Below are 18505 nucleotides of genomic sequence, written 5' to 3'. Positions count from 1 at the left end.
AATTCTTATGCTTTGTAATATCGAATTTATAAGATAAGAAAGATTTTACTCCACAAACAAGTTCAAGCACCTCCATATCTTTATTCAAATGAGGACGAATGTATTCGCAAACTCTATCATATACTCCTTTGTTTTTTTCATGAAAGGAGCATATAGCTTAGCAAATTTATCCCAAAATTTTTTATTGCTTTTATCAATCATTTCAACGCTCCTTTAAATATAAAAATGATACTATCAATCTTTATATTGAGCCTAATTTCTAATTGATACCTTGCAAGAAAGGAATAATAGCTGTTCCTATACCGAGCATGAATGTCTTAAATGCTGAGAGTCATAGGCAGTCTTCCTTTCTATTCAATCATTTTGAAGTGTCTCAAGGCATCCATGATGGCTTCTTCTTTTTCAGGTGTACACTGTGGGATAATTTGTTTCTCCTTTTTAGACTTGTTGTAATGTTCTCGTAATTCTATTCCACATTTCCTTTTTATCTGTGCAATATATAATGTCGAAACTTTTAAATCAAATTTATTCCAAACATATTCTTTGATTTGAGCATATGTTGCCTTACTTTCGGCACTTATCAAATCAAGCTCATCCAGCTCAATTACAACGTCTATATGCTTATCGACATCGAGTTTGGACAACAGAGCTACCGTCTCCACATGCATAGTCTCTGAAAACATATCACATCCCTTGATTTTTTCAAGTTTATATCCCCTATCTTGAAATCTATTTATATCCCTTGCAAGTGTTTGGGGATTACAGGAAATGTAGACTATTTTTTTTATTTTTGTTTTTGCTATTGTTTTTATTATTTCTTTATCAAGACCAGCCCTTGGTGGGTCTAGAACTATGGCGTCTATTTTTTCTTTTTTTATAAATTTATCGTCTATGTAGTTTGCGTTTTTTGCTATGAATTTATAATCTTTTAGATCATTTTCTTTTGCGTTTTCTTTTGCATCTTTTATGGCGTTTTTGTTTATTTCTATTCCTACAACATGATCATCGTTTATGGCGATTGAGCTTGTTGCTGAGCCACAAAATAGGTCTAGGACTTTTTGATTTTCTCCTAGAAAATCTTTGGCTGTTTTGTATAATTTTTCTGTCATATAATCATTTACTTGGTAAAAATCGTTCATAGATATTTTGAATTTTTTTCCTAATAGATTATATATGAGATAATCTTTGCCTGAAATATTTATTTTTTCTTTTTTATTTATTAGGTTAATGTTGTAAGTTGAATCTTTGTATTGATTTTTTATATATGGGATAATTTTTTCGTCTTTTATTTTTATATTTAAAAGTATTTCTTTTTCGTTTGCTCTTATTGTTATTTCTTCCAGGCTATTTGGATATTTTTTTGTAATATCTTTTGTGATTTCTTCTATTTTTTCTAGATTTTTTCTTATTAAATCTTTCGCTAAAAGGCAATCTTTTATTTCTACAAGGTCATTGGAATATTTTTTGTTATAGGCTAGTTCTCCTTCTTTTGTTATTTGTAGCCTAATTTTATTTCTATATCCAAATTCTTCTCCTTCTAGTATTTCTATATCATCAATTTTTATTTTTGCTGATTTTAATAGGGCATTTTTTATTAAATTTTTCTTTAATTTTATTTGACTTTTATAATTTATATCCATAATAGAACAACCACCACATTCATAATAATATGGACATGGTGGTTTTCTAAGGTAGGGGGATTTCTCTAAAGTTTTTGTTTTTTCTGCTTCAAAGAAATTCTTTTTTTCATTATTTACTTTTATATTGCAAACTTCTCCGTAAATCGCGCCTTCTATAAAGGCAGTTTTACTTTCTGTTTTTGCAACTGCCCTACCGTCTTGTAGAATATCAATTATTTTGATATTTTTTATTTCCATTATAATACCTTTGCTTCTCCCTTGTAGATTATTCCTCCAAGTGGATCAAGTGTTATTGTATCTCCGTCTTCTAATAGGTTTGTAATATTTTTTACTCCAAGTATTGCTGGAATTCCAAAATGGATTGCTACAACTGCTGTGTGGCTTGTTAGTCCTCCATTTTCTGCAATAACTCCTGAAGATCTTTCCATAAATTCGTTTATATCTTTGTCGGTATATTTTGCAACAATTATATCTCCGTCTTCAAATTTTCCTTCAAGTTCTTCTTTTGTAGAACCAACTACAACTTTTGCTGAAACGGATTTGTTTCCAACTCCTGTTCCATTTGCAATTATATCTCCAATTACGTGAACTTTTATTAGGTTTGATGTTCCTGAAACTCCAAGTGGAATTCCTGCAGTTAAAACTGTCAAATCTCCTTCTTGTACGTAATTTTCTTTTAATGCTCCAACTATTGCTCTTTCGATTAATTCGTCTGTTTCATGAGCTGTATCTACAATTATAGGATACACTCCCCAAGATACTGACAATCTTCTTGCAACTTTTTCATCTATTGTACAAGCAATTATATTTGTTCTTGGTCTAAATTTAGAAACTGCCTTTGCTGTATTTCCTGATGCTGTACAAGTAATTATAGCTTTTGCTCTCAATTGACTTGCTATTGTACAAGTTGATTTTGAAATTGCGTTTGTTGTTGTAATTTTTCTATCTATTTCTGTTTGATAAATATTTTCTTCGAAATCGTCTGATAATTCTGTTGTAATACAAATATCTCTCATAGTTTTAACAGCTTCTACTGGATATTTTCCTGCTGCTGTTTCTCCTGAAAGCATTACACAATCTGTTCCATCTATAATTGCATTTGCAACGTCGGTTGTTTCTGCTCTTGTAGGTCTTGGATTTCTTTGCATTGAATCTAGCATTTGTGTAGCTGTAATTACTGGTTTTGCAGCCTTATTACATTTTCTGATAATTTCTTTTTGTACAAGAGGAATAAGCTCTGTTCTGATTTCTACTCCCAAATCTCCTCTTGCAACCATAATTCCATCGCTCGCTTCGATTATTTCATCAGCATTATCTACACCTTCTTGAGATTCTATTTTTGATATAATCAAAATATCTTCTCCGCCATGATCTTCAAGGACTTTTCTTATATCATAAATGTCTTCTTTTTTTCTAACAAAAGATGCTGCTATCATGTCAATGCCGTTTTCAATTCCGAATTTAATATCATCTACATCTTTTGGTGTTATTGATGGTAGGTTTGTAACTCTTCCCGGAAGATTTACTCCTTTGTTATTAGAAATTACTCCATTATTTTGTACTCTACAAACTATTTCTGTTCCATCTTTAATTTCAATTACTTCAAGTTGAATTAAACCATCATCTACTGAAATTATTGAGCCTTTTTCTACATCTTGTGGTAAGCCTTCGTATGAAACTGATACAATATCTTTGTTTCCAACAATATTTCTAGTTGTTAGTGTAAAAATATCATCTGGTTTCAAGAAATATTCCTTTTCTTCAAATTTTCCAATTCTAATTTCTGGACCTTTTGTATCAAGCATAAGTCCCAAAGGAACATTTAATTTTCTTCTTATTCTTTTTATAGTTTTAATTTTTTCAAGATGTTCCTCATGAGATCCATGTGAGAAATTTAATCTTGCAACATTCATTCCATTTTTAATCAATTGCTCCAAAACTTCTGGAGATTGTGAAGCTGGTCCTATTGTACATACAATTTTGGTTTTCTTTAATATATCTGGTTTCATAACTTATCCTCCACCTATTCCTATTTATTTAGATAATTTGTTAGCAAGTCTGTAAAGATCTTCATTAAAATCAGAATTCATTGATACTGCTTCATCTATGCTAACTTGATTTATTTTTCCATTTGTATAGCCTAAAGCTATATTTGTTTTTTCTTCGTTTAATAATTCTGCTGCTGTTGCCCCCATAATAGAACCTAATAATCTATCAGCTGAAGATGGAGAGCCTCCTCTTTGAACGTGACCTAGAACTGTAACTTTTGTTTCAACTCCACTTCTTTCTTCAACTTCTTTTGCTACAGTATATGGATTGCCAACTCCTTCGGCAAGAACTATAAGATGGTGTAATTTTCCTCTTTTTCTTCCGTGATTTACTTTCTCAACTATTTCATCAATTGAGAATTTGTGTTCTGGAACTATGATTGATTCTGCTCCACCTGCAAGTCCTGAAAATAAAGCTAAATCTCCACAATTACGTCCCATAACTTCTATTACAACTGCTCTTCCGTGAGATGATGAAGTATCTCTTAATTTCCCAATAGCATCAGTTACTGTTTCAATTGCAGTAAAAAATCCTATTGTAAAATCTGTATAGCCCATATCATTATCAATTGTGCCCGGAATTCCTATGGTTTTTATTCCCAAATCACTAAGAGCCTTTGCTCCTTTAAAAGAACCATCTCCACCAATTACGATTAGTCCTTCGATTCCATAATCTTTAAGGATTTGAGCTCCTCTTTTTTGACCTTCTGCATTTTTAAATTCAGTTGATCTTGCAGTTCCAAGAATTGTACCACCTTTATGGATAATATCGGCAACTGATGAAACATTCATTTCATAAATATCTCCTTTCATCAACCCGTCATATCCATTTCTTATTCCTTTTACTCTCATTCCATTGTTTAGGGCTGTTCTTACTGCAGCTCTAATCGCTGAATTCATTCCCGGTGCATCGCCACCACTAGTAAGTATACCTATTGTTTTCATTGTTTCTCCTTTAAATTAATTTAACATTATCCTTCCCAAGTTTCAACTTCAGATAATTTATTATATCTGAATTTTGGTCAATCCACAAGCTTTTATCAAGTTTGACTGTCTTTTTTTTGTCAGAAAAATAAATTATCACTGGTGTGCTACCATGGTTACTCATTAGATCTTTTCGTATTTTATTATACCTTACATATTCCATTTTTATATACAAATTTTTAAAAGAATTTTCATCAATTTCTTTTATATTTGATACAATCAATTTCAACTCATCATCACTAGATTGTAGATTTCCACTAACCATCACAAGTGTATCATTTTCAATTATATTTTTTACATCTTTATAAATATTTGGAAAAATTATCATCTCTATTGATCCAGACATATCTTCCAAAGAACAAAATGCCATTAAGGTACTTTTTTTTGTCATAGTTTCAGATTTATTTGTAATAATTCCTGCCATTGTTACACTTTTATTGTCAAATTTATCTAAATCTACTGGTCTTAGCTCACTTAAAATTTCCGTTGTAAAATTTACATAATTTTTTAAATTATTTCCTAAAGAATTTAAGGGATGATCTGAAATATAAAAACCTAAAACTTCCTTTTCTAATTTTAATTTTTGCTTGTTTTTATATTCATTAACTGGTGGAAATTTTATGTCATCTATTATTTCTTCTTTGTTTTGGTCAAAATCAAGCAAATTCATTTGACCTTTTAAATTCACTTTCTCATTATCATGAATTGATTGAAGAGCTGTTTCGTGTACTGCCATAAGCTCTGATCTTTTGTATCCTAGACAGTCAAAAACTCCTGCTTTTATTAGAGATTCCAAGGCTTTTTTATTTAAAACTGTTGGATCATTTGCCTCAATTCTTTCTAGAAAATCTTTAAAGCTTTTAAATTTTTTCTCTTTTCTTAAATTGACAATCAAATCTATTAAATTTTCTCCAACATTTTTTATAGCTGAAAGACCAAATACTATTTCATTTTTATTTGCTACAAATCTTCTTTTTGATTTATTTATATTTGGTGGAACAATTTTTATTCCAAGCCTTTTTGCCTCTGAAATATATAAATAAACTTTAGAAGAATTGCCCATAATTGAAGTCAATAGATTTGCCATATATTCTTCTTTAAAATAATATTTCAAAAATGCAGTTTGAATAGCTACTAAGGAATAAGCCGCTGAGTGAGATTTGTTAAAGGCGTATTTTGCAAAAGAAATCATTTCATCGTATATCTTATTGGCATTAATTTCTGAAATACCATTATTTACACAACCTTTTACTTCATATTCTCCACTTTGATTTTTCTTTCCGTGCACAAATATTTCCCTATTTGCTTCCATTACGCTCATTTTCTTTTTGCTCATTGCTCGTCTTAGATTGTCAGCTTCCCCAAGCGAAAATCCAGCAAGTTTTTGCACAATTTGCATAACTTGCTCTTGGTATACAATTATTCCGTAAGTTACTTCAAGAATTGGTTTTAAAGCATCATCTATGTAGGATATATTTTCTGGATTTATTTTGTTTTTTATATAATTTGGAATTTGATCCATTGGTCCTGGTCTAAAAAGTGAATTTGCTGCAACCAAATCATCGAATCTTGTTGGTTTTAAATTTTTAAGAAAATTTCTCATACCAGCTGATTCAAATTGAAAAATCCCAACTGTTTCAGCCTTGGTAAATTGACTTATAACTTTCGGATCATTTTCATCAATTGCCCCAAGATCAATATCTATATTTTTATTTTTCTTTATATCCTTTATTGTATCTTGAATTACTGTAAGATTTCTAAGTCCCAAAAAATCCATCTTTAACAAACCCAATTCTTCAATTTCTGTCATATTAAATTGGGTAACTATCTGATCGTTTGATAAAGCAAGAGGAACAATATCTGTTAAAATTTCCTTGCTTATAACAACTCCTGCCGCATGGATTGATGTATGCCTTGGTAAGGCTTCGATATTTCTTGCAGTATCTATCATTCTTTTTGTTTCAACATCATTTTGATATTCGTAAGCTAATTTTTCAGTAGAATCAAGAGCCTTATCAATTGTCATTCCTATTGCTTGAGGAATTAATTTTGCTATTTTATCAACCTTATTGTAGGAAATATTCATAACCCTTCCCACATCTCTTATGGCATTTCTTGCCTGCATCCTACCAAAAGTTACTATTTGCGAAACATGATCTCGTCCGTAAAGTTCATATACATATTCAACTACCTTATCCCTATTTTCATAGCAAAAATCTATATCAATATCAGGCATTGAAACTCTTTCTGGATTTAAAAATCTTTCAAAAAGCAAATCATATTTTAAAGGATCAATTTGTGTAATATCGAGAGCATAAGATACAATTGAACCTGCTGCTGATCCCCTACCAGGTCCTACTGCAATCTTATTATCTTTGGCATATTTTACAAAATCCCAAACAATTAAAAAATAATCTACATAACCCATATTATTTATTACGTCGATTTCTTTTTTTGCTCTTTTTATAATTTTTTCATCTAAATTTTTGTATTTTTTTATAAGACCTTCTTTTACTAGAATTTTTAGATATTCAAGATTTGTTGTATCTTTTGGAAGTTTTGTAAAATATGGTAGGTGAGGATTATGAAATTCTAGGCTAACATTGCACATAGCAGAAATTTTTTGTGTATTCTCAAAAGCTCTTGGAAAATCTTTAAAAATTTCTTCCATTATTTGAGAATCTTTTAGATAAAATTCATCAACAGGCATTTTCATCCTATTTTCATCTTCTAATAAAGAACCTGTTTGGATACATGATAAAACATCTTGATAAAAGGCATCATTTTTTTCAACATAATGAACATCATTTGTGCATACCAGTTCTATATCCAAATCCTTGTGAATTTGAAGTAATACTTCATTAACTTTTTTTTGTTCTTTTAAACCATGATATTGTACTTCCAAATAAAAATTTTCTTTGCCAAATAAATCGAGATATTTTTTTGCTGTAGAATATGCTTTTTTTATATCATTTTCTAAAATTCTTTGATTAATTTCTCCATTTAAGCAAGCTGAAAGACCTATCAAGTCTTCTTTGTATTCTTTTAAAACTTCAAAATCTATTCTTGGCTTATAATAATATCCTTGTGTGTAGGCTTTTGATACGATTTTTAAAAGATTTTTATAGCCATTATTATTTTTTGCCAAAAGAATAAGATGGTAATATCTTTTATTTTGGGGAGTTTTTATTTTATAATCATTTTCACAAATGTAAACTTCACAACCAATTATTGGTTTAATATTATTTGCTTGGCATTTTTTGTAAAATTCTATGACCCCATACATATTTCCATGGTCTGTTATTGCGCAAGAATCCATTCCAAATTCTTTTAGCTTTTCCATTAATTTATCAATTTTTGTAAAACCATCTAAAAGTGAATATTCTGTATGAAGGTGGAGGTGGGTAAAATTATTTGTCATTATTCCTCACTTTCTGCAAGTTTTATAAGTTTTTGGAGTCTGTAATTAACCTTAGCTTTTGAAAGGACTGGCGTCATCATTTTGCCCAATTCTTCAAGAGAAATATAAGGATAGGCAAGCCTTAATTCGGCAATTTTTTGCAAATCTTCTGCTTGATTTTCTAAAATATTTTTTTCTTTTAATTTATTTATTGCATCAACTTGTCTAAAGGCTGCTTTTACAGTCCTATCAATATTTGCCTTGTCGAAATTTGTTTGCCTATTTATGTCATTTCTAATAGACTTCATCGCCCTTACATTTTCTAAATCAAAAAGTGATTTATTTGCTCCAATTAAAGCCAAAAAATCTGAAATTTTATCAGAATCTTTTATGTAAACACAATAAGAATCATTTCTCAAATTTAATTTTGGATTTATAGAAAATTCTTCCATAATTTTTCCTATCAAAAGCGCTTCTTCTTTTTGTTGAACATTAATTTCAAGATTATAGCCCCTATAGGGATCATTAATTGAGCCTTTAAGCAAAAATGCCAATTTCAAAATAATCTTTTTTTCATTTCTACTTTTGATATTTTCAAAAAAATTTTCAAATTCATATAAGCTATAAGAATCTGCAAGTGCTAAAATTTTATCTGCCACTTTGCTATCTTCTACCAAGACAACATAAGACCTATCTTTTGAAAATTTTCTTTTATTTTGGATTTCCATAGCTGGAGAATAGTTATATTTTTCTTTTATAATCTTGTAAATATATCTTGCTTCTATGTTCTCGCTTGCCTTAAATAAAATTTGGTAAGAATTATTCACTATCCTAATAGAGCCTTGAAAATAAAAGTAGGCTAATAATTCCATATCAATCTCTTTATAATCAGGCTCTTTTTTTAATATTTCTTTTTTACATCTTTTTGAAAAAGACATATAATCACTCTCTATTCAATCATTTTTTCTTTAATTTTTTCTATAATTTTCTTTTCAACACCTGCATATTCTAAGTATGCATCATAAGTTCCATATTTTCTTTGTATATACTCAATGGCTTCTTTTATGTTGTATGGAGAAGTTATCCTAAAAACTGATTCGTTTTCATTTTGCCCATACCTATCTACATAACCCAAATTAGCAGAAGAAATTTCATAGTCAGCCATAATATCTGTCCTAAAAACTCCTACAAGTCCAAATAAAATCATAGAAATAATTCCAGTTCTATCTTTACCTTCTTGGCAATGAAAAAGTACACTTCCATCAGCATTTGCCATTATTTCAAAAATCTTTTTTATAGCAGGAAAATTATCAATTAATGTAATATAAGATTTTCCTATTGTATCTTTTTTTTCAATTAATCTTTGGATTTCTTCCTGGCGCATTGGCCTTGGAGAAAGCGATACATTGTAATGAGAAAATTTTTCTTTTAAAATTTTGATTTTTTCATAATGATATTTGATTTCGTCATCACGTCTTAAATCAATTATTGTTGATACATTTAAATCTTTCAATAAATCCAAATCTTTTTTTGTGCAAGAATCAAGATTTGCACTTCTAATAAAAGATTTCCAAGAAGTAATTTCCCCATCAATGGTTGGGTAACCTCCCAAGTTTCTAGCATTTTTTATATTTTCAAATGGTAAAATTTTTAAATATTTTATTTTTTCCATTTTTCCCTATCCCTGTGTTTTCTCACAACTATATAATCGCTATCCTTGAGTTTTTCATAAATTTTCTCACACATATAAACTGACCTGTGTTGACCACCTGTGCAACCAAATCCAATAGAAATTGAGTTTTTGCCCTCCTTAATAAAATACGGAATAAGCTTTAACAAATTATCATACACCAAATTTTTAAAGTCATTTGCAATTTCAAAGCCATCAAGATATTCTTGTAGTTTTTCGTCAGTTCCATTTAGGTGCTTTAAATCTTTTATATAAAAAGGATTAGGTAAAAATCTCAAATCAAATACTACATCAACATCAAGACTTAGACCATTTTTATATCCAAAAGAAAATAAATTTATAATGAAATTTTCTTTATTTTTAGAAAAATTAAGGAGAACTTTTTTTAAATCCTTGTTATTATAAGAGCTTGTATCAATTATAATATCTGCCATTTCCTTAATTTTTTTCAATTCTCTTTTTTCCTTTATAAGTCCATCTTTTACATCTCCAAAAGAACCCAAAGGATGAGGACGTCTTAGTTCATTATATCTTTTTAAAATTGTTTCATCTTGACTTGTAAGATAAATTATTTTAGTATCTTCGTTTATTTTTTTTAGATTTTCCAGATTTTCTACCAAATTTTTATCAACTTTTATAGACCTAAAATCAACAACACAAGCAAGCTTGTCTATTGGTTTTTCCTGCTGTTTATTTAATTTTATAAAACTTTCCAAAAGTGTTGCAGGAACATTATCCATAGCATAATAATCAAGATCTTCAAAAATTCTAAGAGCTGTCGATTTTCCAGAGCCACTAAGTCCTGTTATTATTTTTACCTTCACTATTTTTCTCCTATGACTTTAACTTCCCTTTCAAGTTTAAAACCAGTTTTTTCAAAAACAATACTTGCAACTTCCTCAATAAAATTAATCATTTCCTCATAACTTGCATTACCATTATTAATTAAAAATCCACAATGTTTTTCGCTAACTTGACAATCGCCTTTTCTATAGCCCCTTAAACCACATTCATCAATTAATTTAGAAGCAAAAGAGCCAACAGGTCTTTTGAAAGTAGAACCTGCAGATTTTTTATCAAGAGGTTGTTTTGTAACCCTTCTGTTTGTAAAATCCTCATATTTTTCATAAATTTTTTCTTTATCATCTTTTTTTAATTCAAAAATCGCCTCAGAAACAACCAAATCATCATCAAAAACCTTAGAATGTCTATAAGAAAAATCCATATCCTCATTAGAAACTTCTAAAATTTCCCCAGTTTTAGAAACCAATCTTACACTTTTAATTATATCTTTCATCTCAACGCCATAAGCTCCTGCATTCATAGCAACAGCTCCACCAAGGCTTCCAGGAATTCCAGAAACTTCTTCCATGCCTGTTAAAGAATTTTCAAAAGAAAATTTGCTAGCTTTAGATAAAAGACATCCCGCACTTACTCTTAACAAATTTCCATCAAGAGAAATTCTGTCATAATTTTTAGAAATAATTATAACACAACCCCTAATTCCTTTATCAGTAACCAAAATATTTGTCCCGTTACCAATGATTGTTGTTTCTATATTATTTTTTTGATTAAATTTAATTAAATCTACAAGTTGATATTCTTCTTTTACTTCCACCAAGACATCCGCTTTGCCACCAATGCCAAAATTTGTATAATTTTTTAATTGTTCATCAAATTTAATAATTCCAAAATCTTTATTTTCATACAATGACTTATAATCCATAAAGCCTCCTTGTCTAACTACTTACTAAAATCTATTTTTATTATACTCTTATTTGATTTTTTGTCTGTTTTTCTATATAATAGCTAGTAGCGATTATATTTGAAAATTTGATATAAATTTGATATAATAACTAAGATATTTCTAAGACATTGGAGGTGTAAAGTATGGCAAGAGAATGTGATATCTGTGGAAAAGGTACAAAATTTGGTAACAAAGTTACTTTCTCACATAGAAGACTAAATAGAAACTTTAAACCAAACGTTCATAAATTAAGAGCTAAAGTTAATGGAAGCGTAAAAACAATCAACGTTTGTACTAAATGTATAAAAAGCGGAAAAGTAGAAAAAGCTTAATAAGAATTTTATAGTGCTATAAGCACTATTTTTTCATTAAAAAAATCTCTTTCGAAATTATAAAATAATAATTTCAAAAGAGATTTTTTATTTTTTTTATTCATTTATTATTTTTTTATATTTTTCAACTTGTCTAGAAATTGAATTTTCATTATTAGAAAAAATATCAGAACCACTTACAACCAAATCAACACCTGCATCAATTACTTTTTTCAAATTAAAATCTTTAATTCCCCCATCGACTTCAATAAGGCAAGATAAATTTTTTTCATCGATAAGTGCTCTAATTTTTTTAATTTTTTCTAAAGAATCTTCCATAAAAGATTGGCCGCCAAAACCTGGTTCAACGCTCATAATAAGACACAAATCAATTTTTTCTAAATATGGAATGATTTTATTTATATCAGTTTTTGGTTTAAAAGTAAGACCAACTTTCATACCAAAAGATTTAATTTTTTCAATAGTTTCATCCAAATTAGAGCAAGCCTCATAATGAATTGTAACTATATCAGATCCACATTTTTTAAAATTTTCAATATATCTTATAGGCTCTTCAATCATCAAGTGAGTATCAAAAACAAAATCATTATCTTTTCTAATAGCTTTTATTATAGGAAAGCCAAAAGAAATATTTGGGACAAATTTCCCATCCATTACATCAATATGAAGATATTTAATATTAGATTTTTTCAATTCGTCTAAATCTTTTTGCAAATTAGAAAAATTTGCTGATAAAAGTGATGGGGCTATCTCTACCATGTTTGTCTCCTTTTTTTTATTTCTTCAAACAACAACAAATAATTTTCATACCTAGTTTTTTCAACAAGTCCTTTTAAAAGATCATCTTTAACTTTACACTTTGGTTCATTGATATGATTACAATTATTAAATTTACAAGAATTATTATCAAATTCTTTAAAACAATATTTTAAATATTTTTCATCATCAATAAAATCAATATCAAAACTATCAAAGCCAGGTGTATCAAAAATATTTGTATTTTTTCCTAAATTAAAAATTTCAATATGTCTAGTTGTATTTTTTCCTCTCTTAGATTTTTCTGAAATCGTGCCGATTTCTATTTCATCTTCTACAAGATTATTTAAAAAAGTAGATTTGCCGACACCAGATGATCCAGAAACAGCAGAAGTTTTTCCATCCAAAATTTTTAAAATTTCATTTTTAGGAAAATCATTATAATTGTCAATAAAAACCAATTTATAACCTATTTTCTCATACATTTTTATAAATTCTAAATCTTTATCATCTGCCAAATCTTTTTTGGAAACTATTATTACTACATCAATATTTATATGTTCACACATAGCTAGGTACTTATCAATATTAAAAAGATTAAGGCTAGGATTTTTTATAGTAATAAAATATAAAATTTGGTCAATATTTGCTATGTTTGGTCTTTTAATTTCATTTTTTCTATCTAAAATTTTTGTAATATATCCTTTAGAATTTTCTGTGACATCAAATTCTACATTATCTCCAACCAGAGGTTTTATATTTTTTTTTCTAAAAACTCCCCTAGCCTTGCACATAAAAGTATCAAGTTCAGTTAGAACATAATATATTTCTTTTTGTGATTTTATTATTTTACCAATCATCTGTTTACTTCATAAACTCCTTGAGACTTATCATCTACTAAAATCTCAACTTTAGTGCCTATAACAGATTTAAAATCTAAATTAATATTTCCACTAGAATCAAGCTCTGATGAACTATGATTTTCGTTATATAAAAGATCTGTTCTTTGGTTACTATCAGATATTTTGTAAACTTTCACATTAAAACTATCTTTATCTTGAGGCCCTTTTATAGTAAATTTTACATTTACTTGCTTTTGCTTATTTTGATTTTCTTCATTGCTGTCATCTTTATTTGGATCTTTTCCATTTGAGACAACAAAATCAATTTTAGAGCCTTCAGCAACTTGAGTGCCAGCAGAAATAGATTGTTCAATTACAATTCCTTTTTTATAATCATCCGAATATTCATAATTAATATTTTCAACTGTAAGATTTGCATCTTTTGCAACATTGATTGCATCTTTTTCGTATGAGCCTATAAAATAAGGAACTTTTACATTTTTAACTTCAGGTTCTTCTTTTCCCAAACTTATTGTAACATCAACTTCACTACCTGCTTGAACTTTTTCATTTTTTTCAGGATCTTGCTCAATAATTTTATCTTTTTCAACCTTATCGCTATATTCTGTTTTTGTTTTTCCCAATTCTAGATCATGTTCTTTTAATTTTTCTTCAGCTTGATCTAAAGTTAAGCCAGAAAGATTTGGAACTTTAACTTCTTTTCCTTGGCTTATAACAAGATTTATAGTTGTGTTTTTCTTAACTTTTGTTTTTGGACTAGGATCTTGTTCCATTACCTTGCCTTTTTCGTAATTAGAACTATTTGCATAGCGAGATACATTTGCCTTTAGATTTTTTTCTTCCAAAATTTCTACAGCTTCTTCTTCACTTAAATTTATAACTGTAGGCACTTGTACCATGTTTGAATCTTTTGATTTTGCATAAAAATATCCCGCCACAATAACTGCCAATAGCATCAAAACAAATGGCAAAATCTTTCTTTTTTTTGATTTTTTTTCAGATTTTTTATCCGAATCATCAGTAGGTGTTACATATACAGCTTCATTTTCTTCTTTTTTGGGTTTTTGTTTTTTCTTTTTATTTTCAACTACAGGAATAAAAGATGTTTCTTGTATTTCATCTTTTGGTTTTTGAATTTTTGCTGTATCTTCTTTTTTGAAATATCCTATATCATAAGAATTATCTTCTAATGCCCTAATTAATTCATTAGCACTTTTAAATCTTTCTTGTGGATCTTTTTGAAGAAGTTTCATTATTATGTCATTTAATCTTGGAGATAAATTTTCATTTAATTTTATAGGGCTTTCTGGTTCATCTTGGATATGCATAACTGCAATTCCAACTGAATTATCCGCATCAAATGGAACTTTACCAGTTGCCATTTCATACATAACAACTCCAAGAGAATATAGATCTGATTTTTCATCAACAAATTTGCCCTTAGCTTGTTCTGGAGAAATATAATGAACTGTACCCAAAATTGATGATGTGTAAGTTATAGTTGCATTTGTAGAAACTCTAGCTATCCCAAAATCAGTAACTTTTAATAAGCCATATTTATCCATCAAAATATTTTGTGGTTTTATATCTCTGTGAATAATATTTGATGAATGAGCTTGATTAAGTGCTTGGGCAATTTGAATTGAATAATCCACTATATCATGATTAGATAAATTTTTTTCCCTATCAATTTTATCTTTTAGTGTTTCTCCATCAACGTATTCCATTACTATATAATGAATTTTTTTGCCTTCAATTAAATCTTCGCCTATATCATAAACACTTACAATATTTACATGTGTAAGTCTTGCTGCTGATAAAGCTTCATTAGAAAATTTCTTTACAAATTCTTCATCTTCAGCATATTGATCTTTTAAAATTTTTATTGCTACATCTCTTTGTAGAAGTCTATCAGTCGCCTTATAAACTTTTGCCATTCCTCCTACACCAATAAGATCTTGCAATTTATACCTATTACCTAAAATAATATTGTCCATACTTACCTCAAATCAAAATTGTAGTTACAGTGATATTATCATGTCCACCATTTTTTATCGCCAAATCAACTAGGCTTGATGAAATTTTATCAGCTGTAGAATTATTGGCAATAATAGCTTCTATTTCTACATCACTAACTTCATTTGTCAAACCGTCAGTAACCATAAGCATTATATCACTATCTTTCATATCCAAAGACCTAGAATCTGGTCTGATTTTACTTCCTACTCCAACTGCTCTTGTTATAGTAGACTTATTTGCAAAATTTTCTGCTTCATCTTCTGTAAGAGAGCCTGAATCTATAAGATCATTTACCAAAGAATGATCTCTAGTTATAAGTTGTAATTTTTTATCTGAATATATGTAGCATCGAGAATCTCCAATGTGTGTTATATGATAAGATTTTTTTTCATAATCTATGCAAACACAAACTGCAGTTGTTCCCATATTTGCATATTCTTCGTATGATTTTGATAAAGAAAAAATTTTATCATTTGCACTTTGTAAAGCTTCTTCTTGCAAGTCAATAATAGAAGAAAAATCTTTAATATTAGAATTTTTTATATATTCTAAATAATATTTTGCTGCAAGTTTTGAAGCAATTTCTCCTCCATTATATCCACCCATACCATCGGCTACAATAAAAAAACTATAATTTCCCAAATCAAGATTTCCATAATAATCCTGATTTTCACTTCTTACTTTGCCGATATTTGAAATAGTACTAAATTTCATTTCTACCTCGCATAGTTATTTCTAAGTTGTCCACATGATGCATCAATATCTGAGCCCATTGATCTTCTTATAGTTGCATTTAAACCCCTAGTTGATAATTTTTTTTGAAATTGATCCATTACATTAGACTTAGTTTTTGAATACTTAAATTCTTCTATTGGATTTAAAGGAATAAGATTTATATGAATATTTTTACCTTTAAAAAGTTTCTCCAATTTATCAATGTCTTCTTTTAAATTATTTACCCCATCTATGACAACATATTCATAAGAAATTCTTCTTTTTGTTTTTTCAAAATAATAATCACAAGCTTTAACAATGTCTTTTATTTTATATTTTTTTGCACTTGGCATATATTCCATTCTTTTTTTATCAAAAGCATAATGTAGAGAAACAGCCAAATTAATATCATATCCCAAATCTGCAAGCTTGTAAATTTTATCAACAAGTCCTACAGTAGAAATTGTTATTGCTCTGTGAGATAAATTTCTTCCATTGTCATCTGTAATTATTTTAATAAATTTTTCTATATTTGAAAAATTGTCTAAAGGCTCTCCTATTCCCATAACAACAATATTATTAATATCTGAATTTTCTCTTTCTAAAAGATAAATTTCTTCTATTATTTCAGATGCTAATAAAGATCTTTCAAGACCATTTTTAGTAGATGCACAAAATTTGCATCCCATTTTGCATCCTACTTGTGACGAAATACAAATTGTATTTCTATTATTGTATTCCATAAAAACAGCTTCAATAATATTTCCATCATCAAGTTCAAATAAATATTTTTTTGTTTTGTCAAAGTTAGATTTAAATTCTTTTAAAATTTTAATCTTTGGAAAATAAAAAATTTGATCTAATTTTTCCCTCATATCTTTTGACAAATCAGTCATTTTAGAAAAATCATTTATTTTATTTACATGAATTTGCCTAAAAACTTGTTTTGCCCTAAATTTTTGAAATCCTAAATTTAGAAAAATTTCTTCTAATTCTTTGATGGTTTTGTCATTTATTGTTTGTTTCATAATCATATCTTTTCAAATTTCGTCAAGAAAAATCCATCAGTTTCATCTTCAAAACTATTAAATTCCAAGTAATCTTTTCCGTTAATTTTTATATTTTTAAGCCTTCTTTTCTTGGATAAATAATTGAAATTATCTTTATTTTCAATACTTCCAATTGTACAAGTAGAAAATACCAAAATCCCACCTGTTTTTAAATATAAAAAAGCCTTATCCAAAATATTTTTTTGAAGTTTTGAAAGACTAATAACATCTTCCATAGTCCTATTATATCTTATCTCTGGTTTTCTATCCATAACCCCAAGACCAGAACATGGCAAATCACATAAAATATAATCAAATTTTTCTTTGTATTCTTCCTTTAAAATACTAGCATCAAAATTTGTAATTTCTATATTTTTTAGTCCTAATCTTTTAATATTTTCATTTATTTTTGATAATTTATTAAAAGAAATATCATTTGCAATTATTTTTGATGAATTGTCGCAAAGCTCAGCTAATAAAGATGTCTTTGTTCCTGGAGCTGCACATATATCTAAAATATTTGAATTTTTTTTAGGATTAAGAATCTCACAAACTTTTATGGAAGCTTCTGATTGAATAGTAAAAAATCCTTTTTTAAATTCTTCTGTGCTTGCCAAAGACTTAGGATTTTTAATTACAAGGCTTAAAGTCGAAATCAAAGAGTCTTCTACAATATATCCCCTATCTTCCAAAAGATTTCTTAATTTTTCTCTTGTGATTTTTGTTTTATTTATCCTTATAGATAATTTTCTTTCCTTATTCAAAGAATCTAAAAATTTTTGAGTATAATCTTTCCCGTATGAATCATTTAAATATTTTATAATCCACAAAGGCATGGAATATTTTATCGAATTAAATTCTTCATCATTTTCTATATTTATTTTTGATAAATTTTTTTCATCTCTTATATAAGATCTTAAAATAGCATTTACAAAAGATTTTGATTTAAAAGATACTTTTTTGGTAAGATTTACTAATTCATTTACTATTGCATAATTTTTTCTATCTAAAAAATGAATATTATAAATTCCAATTAACAAAATAAGTTTTACCTTTTTGTCCAATTTTTTCACTTTTATTTTTGACAATTTTGCCAAAATGTACTCAAGATATAACTTATTTTCCAAAACTCCATATATGTTTTTTGTTATATAGGAAATGTCTTCTACTTTTTTTGCTATTTCATTAATAATATCTGTAGATTTTTCATTTTTGTAGGAAATTCTATAAAGGCCATCTAATATTAATTTAAAATCTTCCATA

The 18505-nt window shown here is 28.1% G+C and carries 15 protein-coding genes and 1 pseudogene; 1 reads left to right on the top strand and 15 read right to left on the bottom strand.

Annotation, left to right across the window (positions count from 1 at the left end; genetic code table 11):
- From HMPREF3045_RS09495 to murB, 9 genes and pseudogenes are all read right to left on the bottom strand, one after another.
- A pseudogene (locus HMPREF3045_RS09495) lies at positions 1 to 201 on the bottom strand (class I SAM-dependent methyltransferase); the annotation flags it as partial.
- Positions 202 to 350: 149 nt separating this feature from the next.
- Entirely contained in the window at positions 351 to 1877 is a 1527-nt protein-coding gene (gene rlmD / locus HMPREF3045_RS08075; protein ID WP_070738508.1) for a 23S rRNA (uracil(1939)-C(5))-methyltransferase RlmD, read from the bottom strand.
- Positions 1877 to 3649 carry a pyruvate kinase gene (pyk, locus tag HMPREF3045_RS08070; RefSeq protein WP_070607179.1) on the bottom strand — a complete coding sequence of 591 codons (1773 nt, stop codon included), beginning with the start codon at positions 3647 to 3649 and terminating at the stop codon, positions 1877 to 1879. The genes rlmD and pyk overlap by 1 nt, the downstream gene beginning before the upstream one ends.
- Before the next feature lie 24 nt (positions 3650 to 3673).
- Positions 3674 to 4633, bottom strand: a complete 960-nt coding sequence (gene pfkA / locus HMPREF3045_RS08065; RefSeq protein WP_004838572.1) for a 6-phosphofructokinase — start codon at positions 4631 to 4633, stop codon at positions 3674 to 3676.
- 10 nt (positions 4634 to 4643) lie between these two features.
- Positions 4644 to 8093 (bottom strand): DNA polymerase III subunit alpha, encoded by a 3450-nt coding sequence (locus HMPREF3045_RS08060; RefSeq protein ID WP_070738506.1) that lies wholly within the window; start codon positions 8091 to 8093, stop codon positions 4644 to 4646.
- A complete protein-coding gene (gene whiA / locus HMPREF3045_RS08055; RefSeq protein WP_070738504.1) occupies positions 8093 to 9010 on the bottom strand; it encodes a DNA-binding protein WhiA in 918 nt (305 codons plus the stop codon). Before whiA ends, HMPREF3045_RS08060 begins: the two co-directional genes overlap by 1 nt.
- An 11-nt stretch (positions 9011 to 9021) precedes the next feature.
- Positions 9022 to 9744: a tyrosine-protein phosphatase gene (locus tag HMPREF3045_RS08050; protein ID WP_070738502.1), complete on the bottom strand. Its 723-nt coding sequence runs from the start codon at positions 9742 to 9744 to the stop codon at positions 9022 to 9024.
- Positions 9732 to 10586 (bottom strand): RNase adapter RapZ, encoded by an 855-nt coding sequence (rapZ, locus tag HMPREF3045_RS08045; RefSeq protein ID WP_070738500.1) that lies wholly within the window; start codon positions 10584 to 10586, stop codon positions 9732 to 9734. The genes HMPREF3045_RS08050 and rapZ overlap by 13 nt, the downstream gene beginning before the upstream one ends.
- Positions 10586 to 11488, bottom strand: coding sequence for a UDP-N-acetylmuramate dehydrogenase (gene murB / locus HMPREF3045_RS08040; RefSeq protein WP_070738498.1), 903 nt, complete (start codon positions 11486 to 11488; stop codon positions 10586 to 10588). Before murB ends, rapZ begins: the two co-directional genes overlap by 1 nt.
- Before the next feature lie 164 nt (positions 11489 to 11652).
- On the opposite strand from murB, the gene rpmB reads away from it, so the two are divergent.
- A complete protein-coding gene (gene rpmB / locus HMPREF3045_RS08035) occupies positions 11653 to 11841 on the top strand; it encodes a 50S ribosomal protein L28 (RefSeq protein WP_004838566.1) in 189 nt (62 codons plus the stop codon).
- Between the two features lie 96 nt (positions 11842 to 11937).
- On the opposite strand, the gene rpe is transcribed toward rpmB, so the two are convergent.
- Genes rpe through rsmB form a run of 6 tightly spaced genes read right to left on the bottom strand, consistent with a single transcriptional unit; the run spans position 11938 to position 18504 of the window.
- Positions 11938 to 12600, bottom strand: a complete 663-nt coding sequence (gene rpe, locus HMPREF3045_RS08030) for a ribulose-phosphate 3-epimerase (RefSeq protein WP_019117966.1) — start codon at positions 12598 to 12600, stop codon at positions 11938 to 11940.
- Positions 12594 to 13457 (bottom strand): ribosome small subunit-dependent GTPase A, encoded by an 864-nt coding sequence (gene rsgA / locus HMPREF3045_RS08025; RefSeq protein WP_070738496.1) that lies wholly within the window; start codon positions 13455 to 13457, stop codon positions 12594 to 12596. Before rsgA ends, rpe begins: the two co-directional genes overlap by 7 nt.
- Positions 13454 to 15457, bottom strand: coding sequence for a Stk1 family PASTA domain-containing Ser/Thr kinase (gene pknB, locus HMPREF3045_RS08020; RefSeq protein ID WP_070738494.1), 2004 nt, complete (start codon positions 15455 to 15457; stop codon positions 13454 to 13456). The genes rsgA and pknB overlap by 4 nt, the downstream gene beginning before the upstream one ends.
- Before the next feature lie 7 nt (positions 15458 to 15464).
- Positions 15465 to 16193: a Stp1/IreP family PP2C-type Ser/Thr phosphatase gene (locus tag HMPREF3045_RS08015; RefSeq protein ID WP_070738492.1), complete on the bottom strand. Its 729-nt coding sequence runs from the start codon at positions 16191 to 16193 to the stop codon at positions 15465 to 15467.
- 2 nt (positions 16194 to 16195) lie between these two features.
- On the bottom strand, positions 16196 to 17227 hold the full coding sequence (gene rlmN, locus HMPREF3045_RS08010; protein ID WP_070738490.1) for a dual-specificity RNA methyltransferase RlmN: 1032 nt from the start codon (positions 17225 to 17227) through the stop codon (positions 16196 to 16198).
- Positions 17224 to 18504, bottom strand: coding sequence for a 16S rRNA (cytosine(967)-C(5))-methyltransferase RsmB (gene rsmB / locus HMPREF3045_RS08005; RefSeq protein ID WP_070738488.1), 1281 nt, complete (start codon positions 18502 to 18504; stop codon positions 17224 to 17226). The genes rlmN and rsmB overlap by 4 nt, the downstream gene beginning before the upstream one ends.
- Between the last annotated feature and the right edge of the window lies 1 nt (position 18505).

It is taken from the genome of Anaerococcus sp. HMSC075B03 (assembly GCF_001815585.1).
Lineage (GTDB): Bacteria > Bacillota > Clostridia > Tissierellales > Peptoniphilaceae > Anaerococcus > Anaerococcus vaginalis.
The sequence above is the reverse complement of the archived record's forward strand: the minus strand, read 5'-3'. Positions and strand labels throughout refer to the sequence as shown.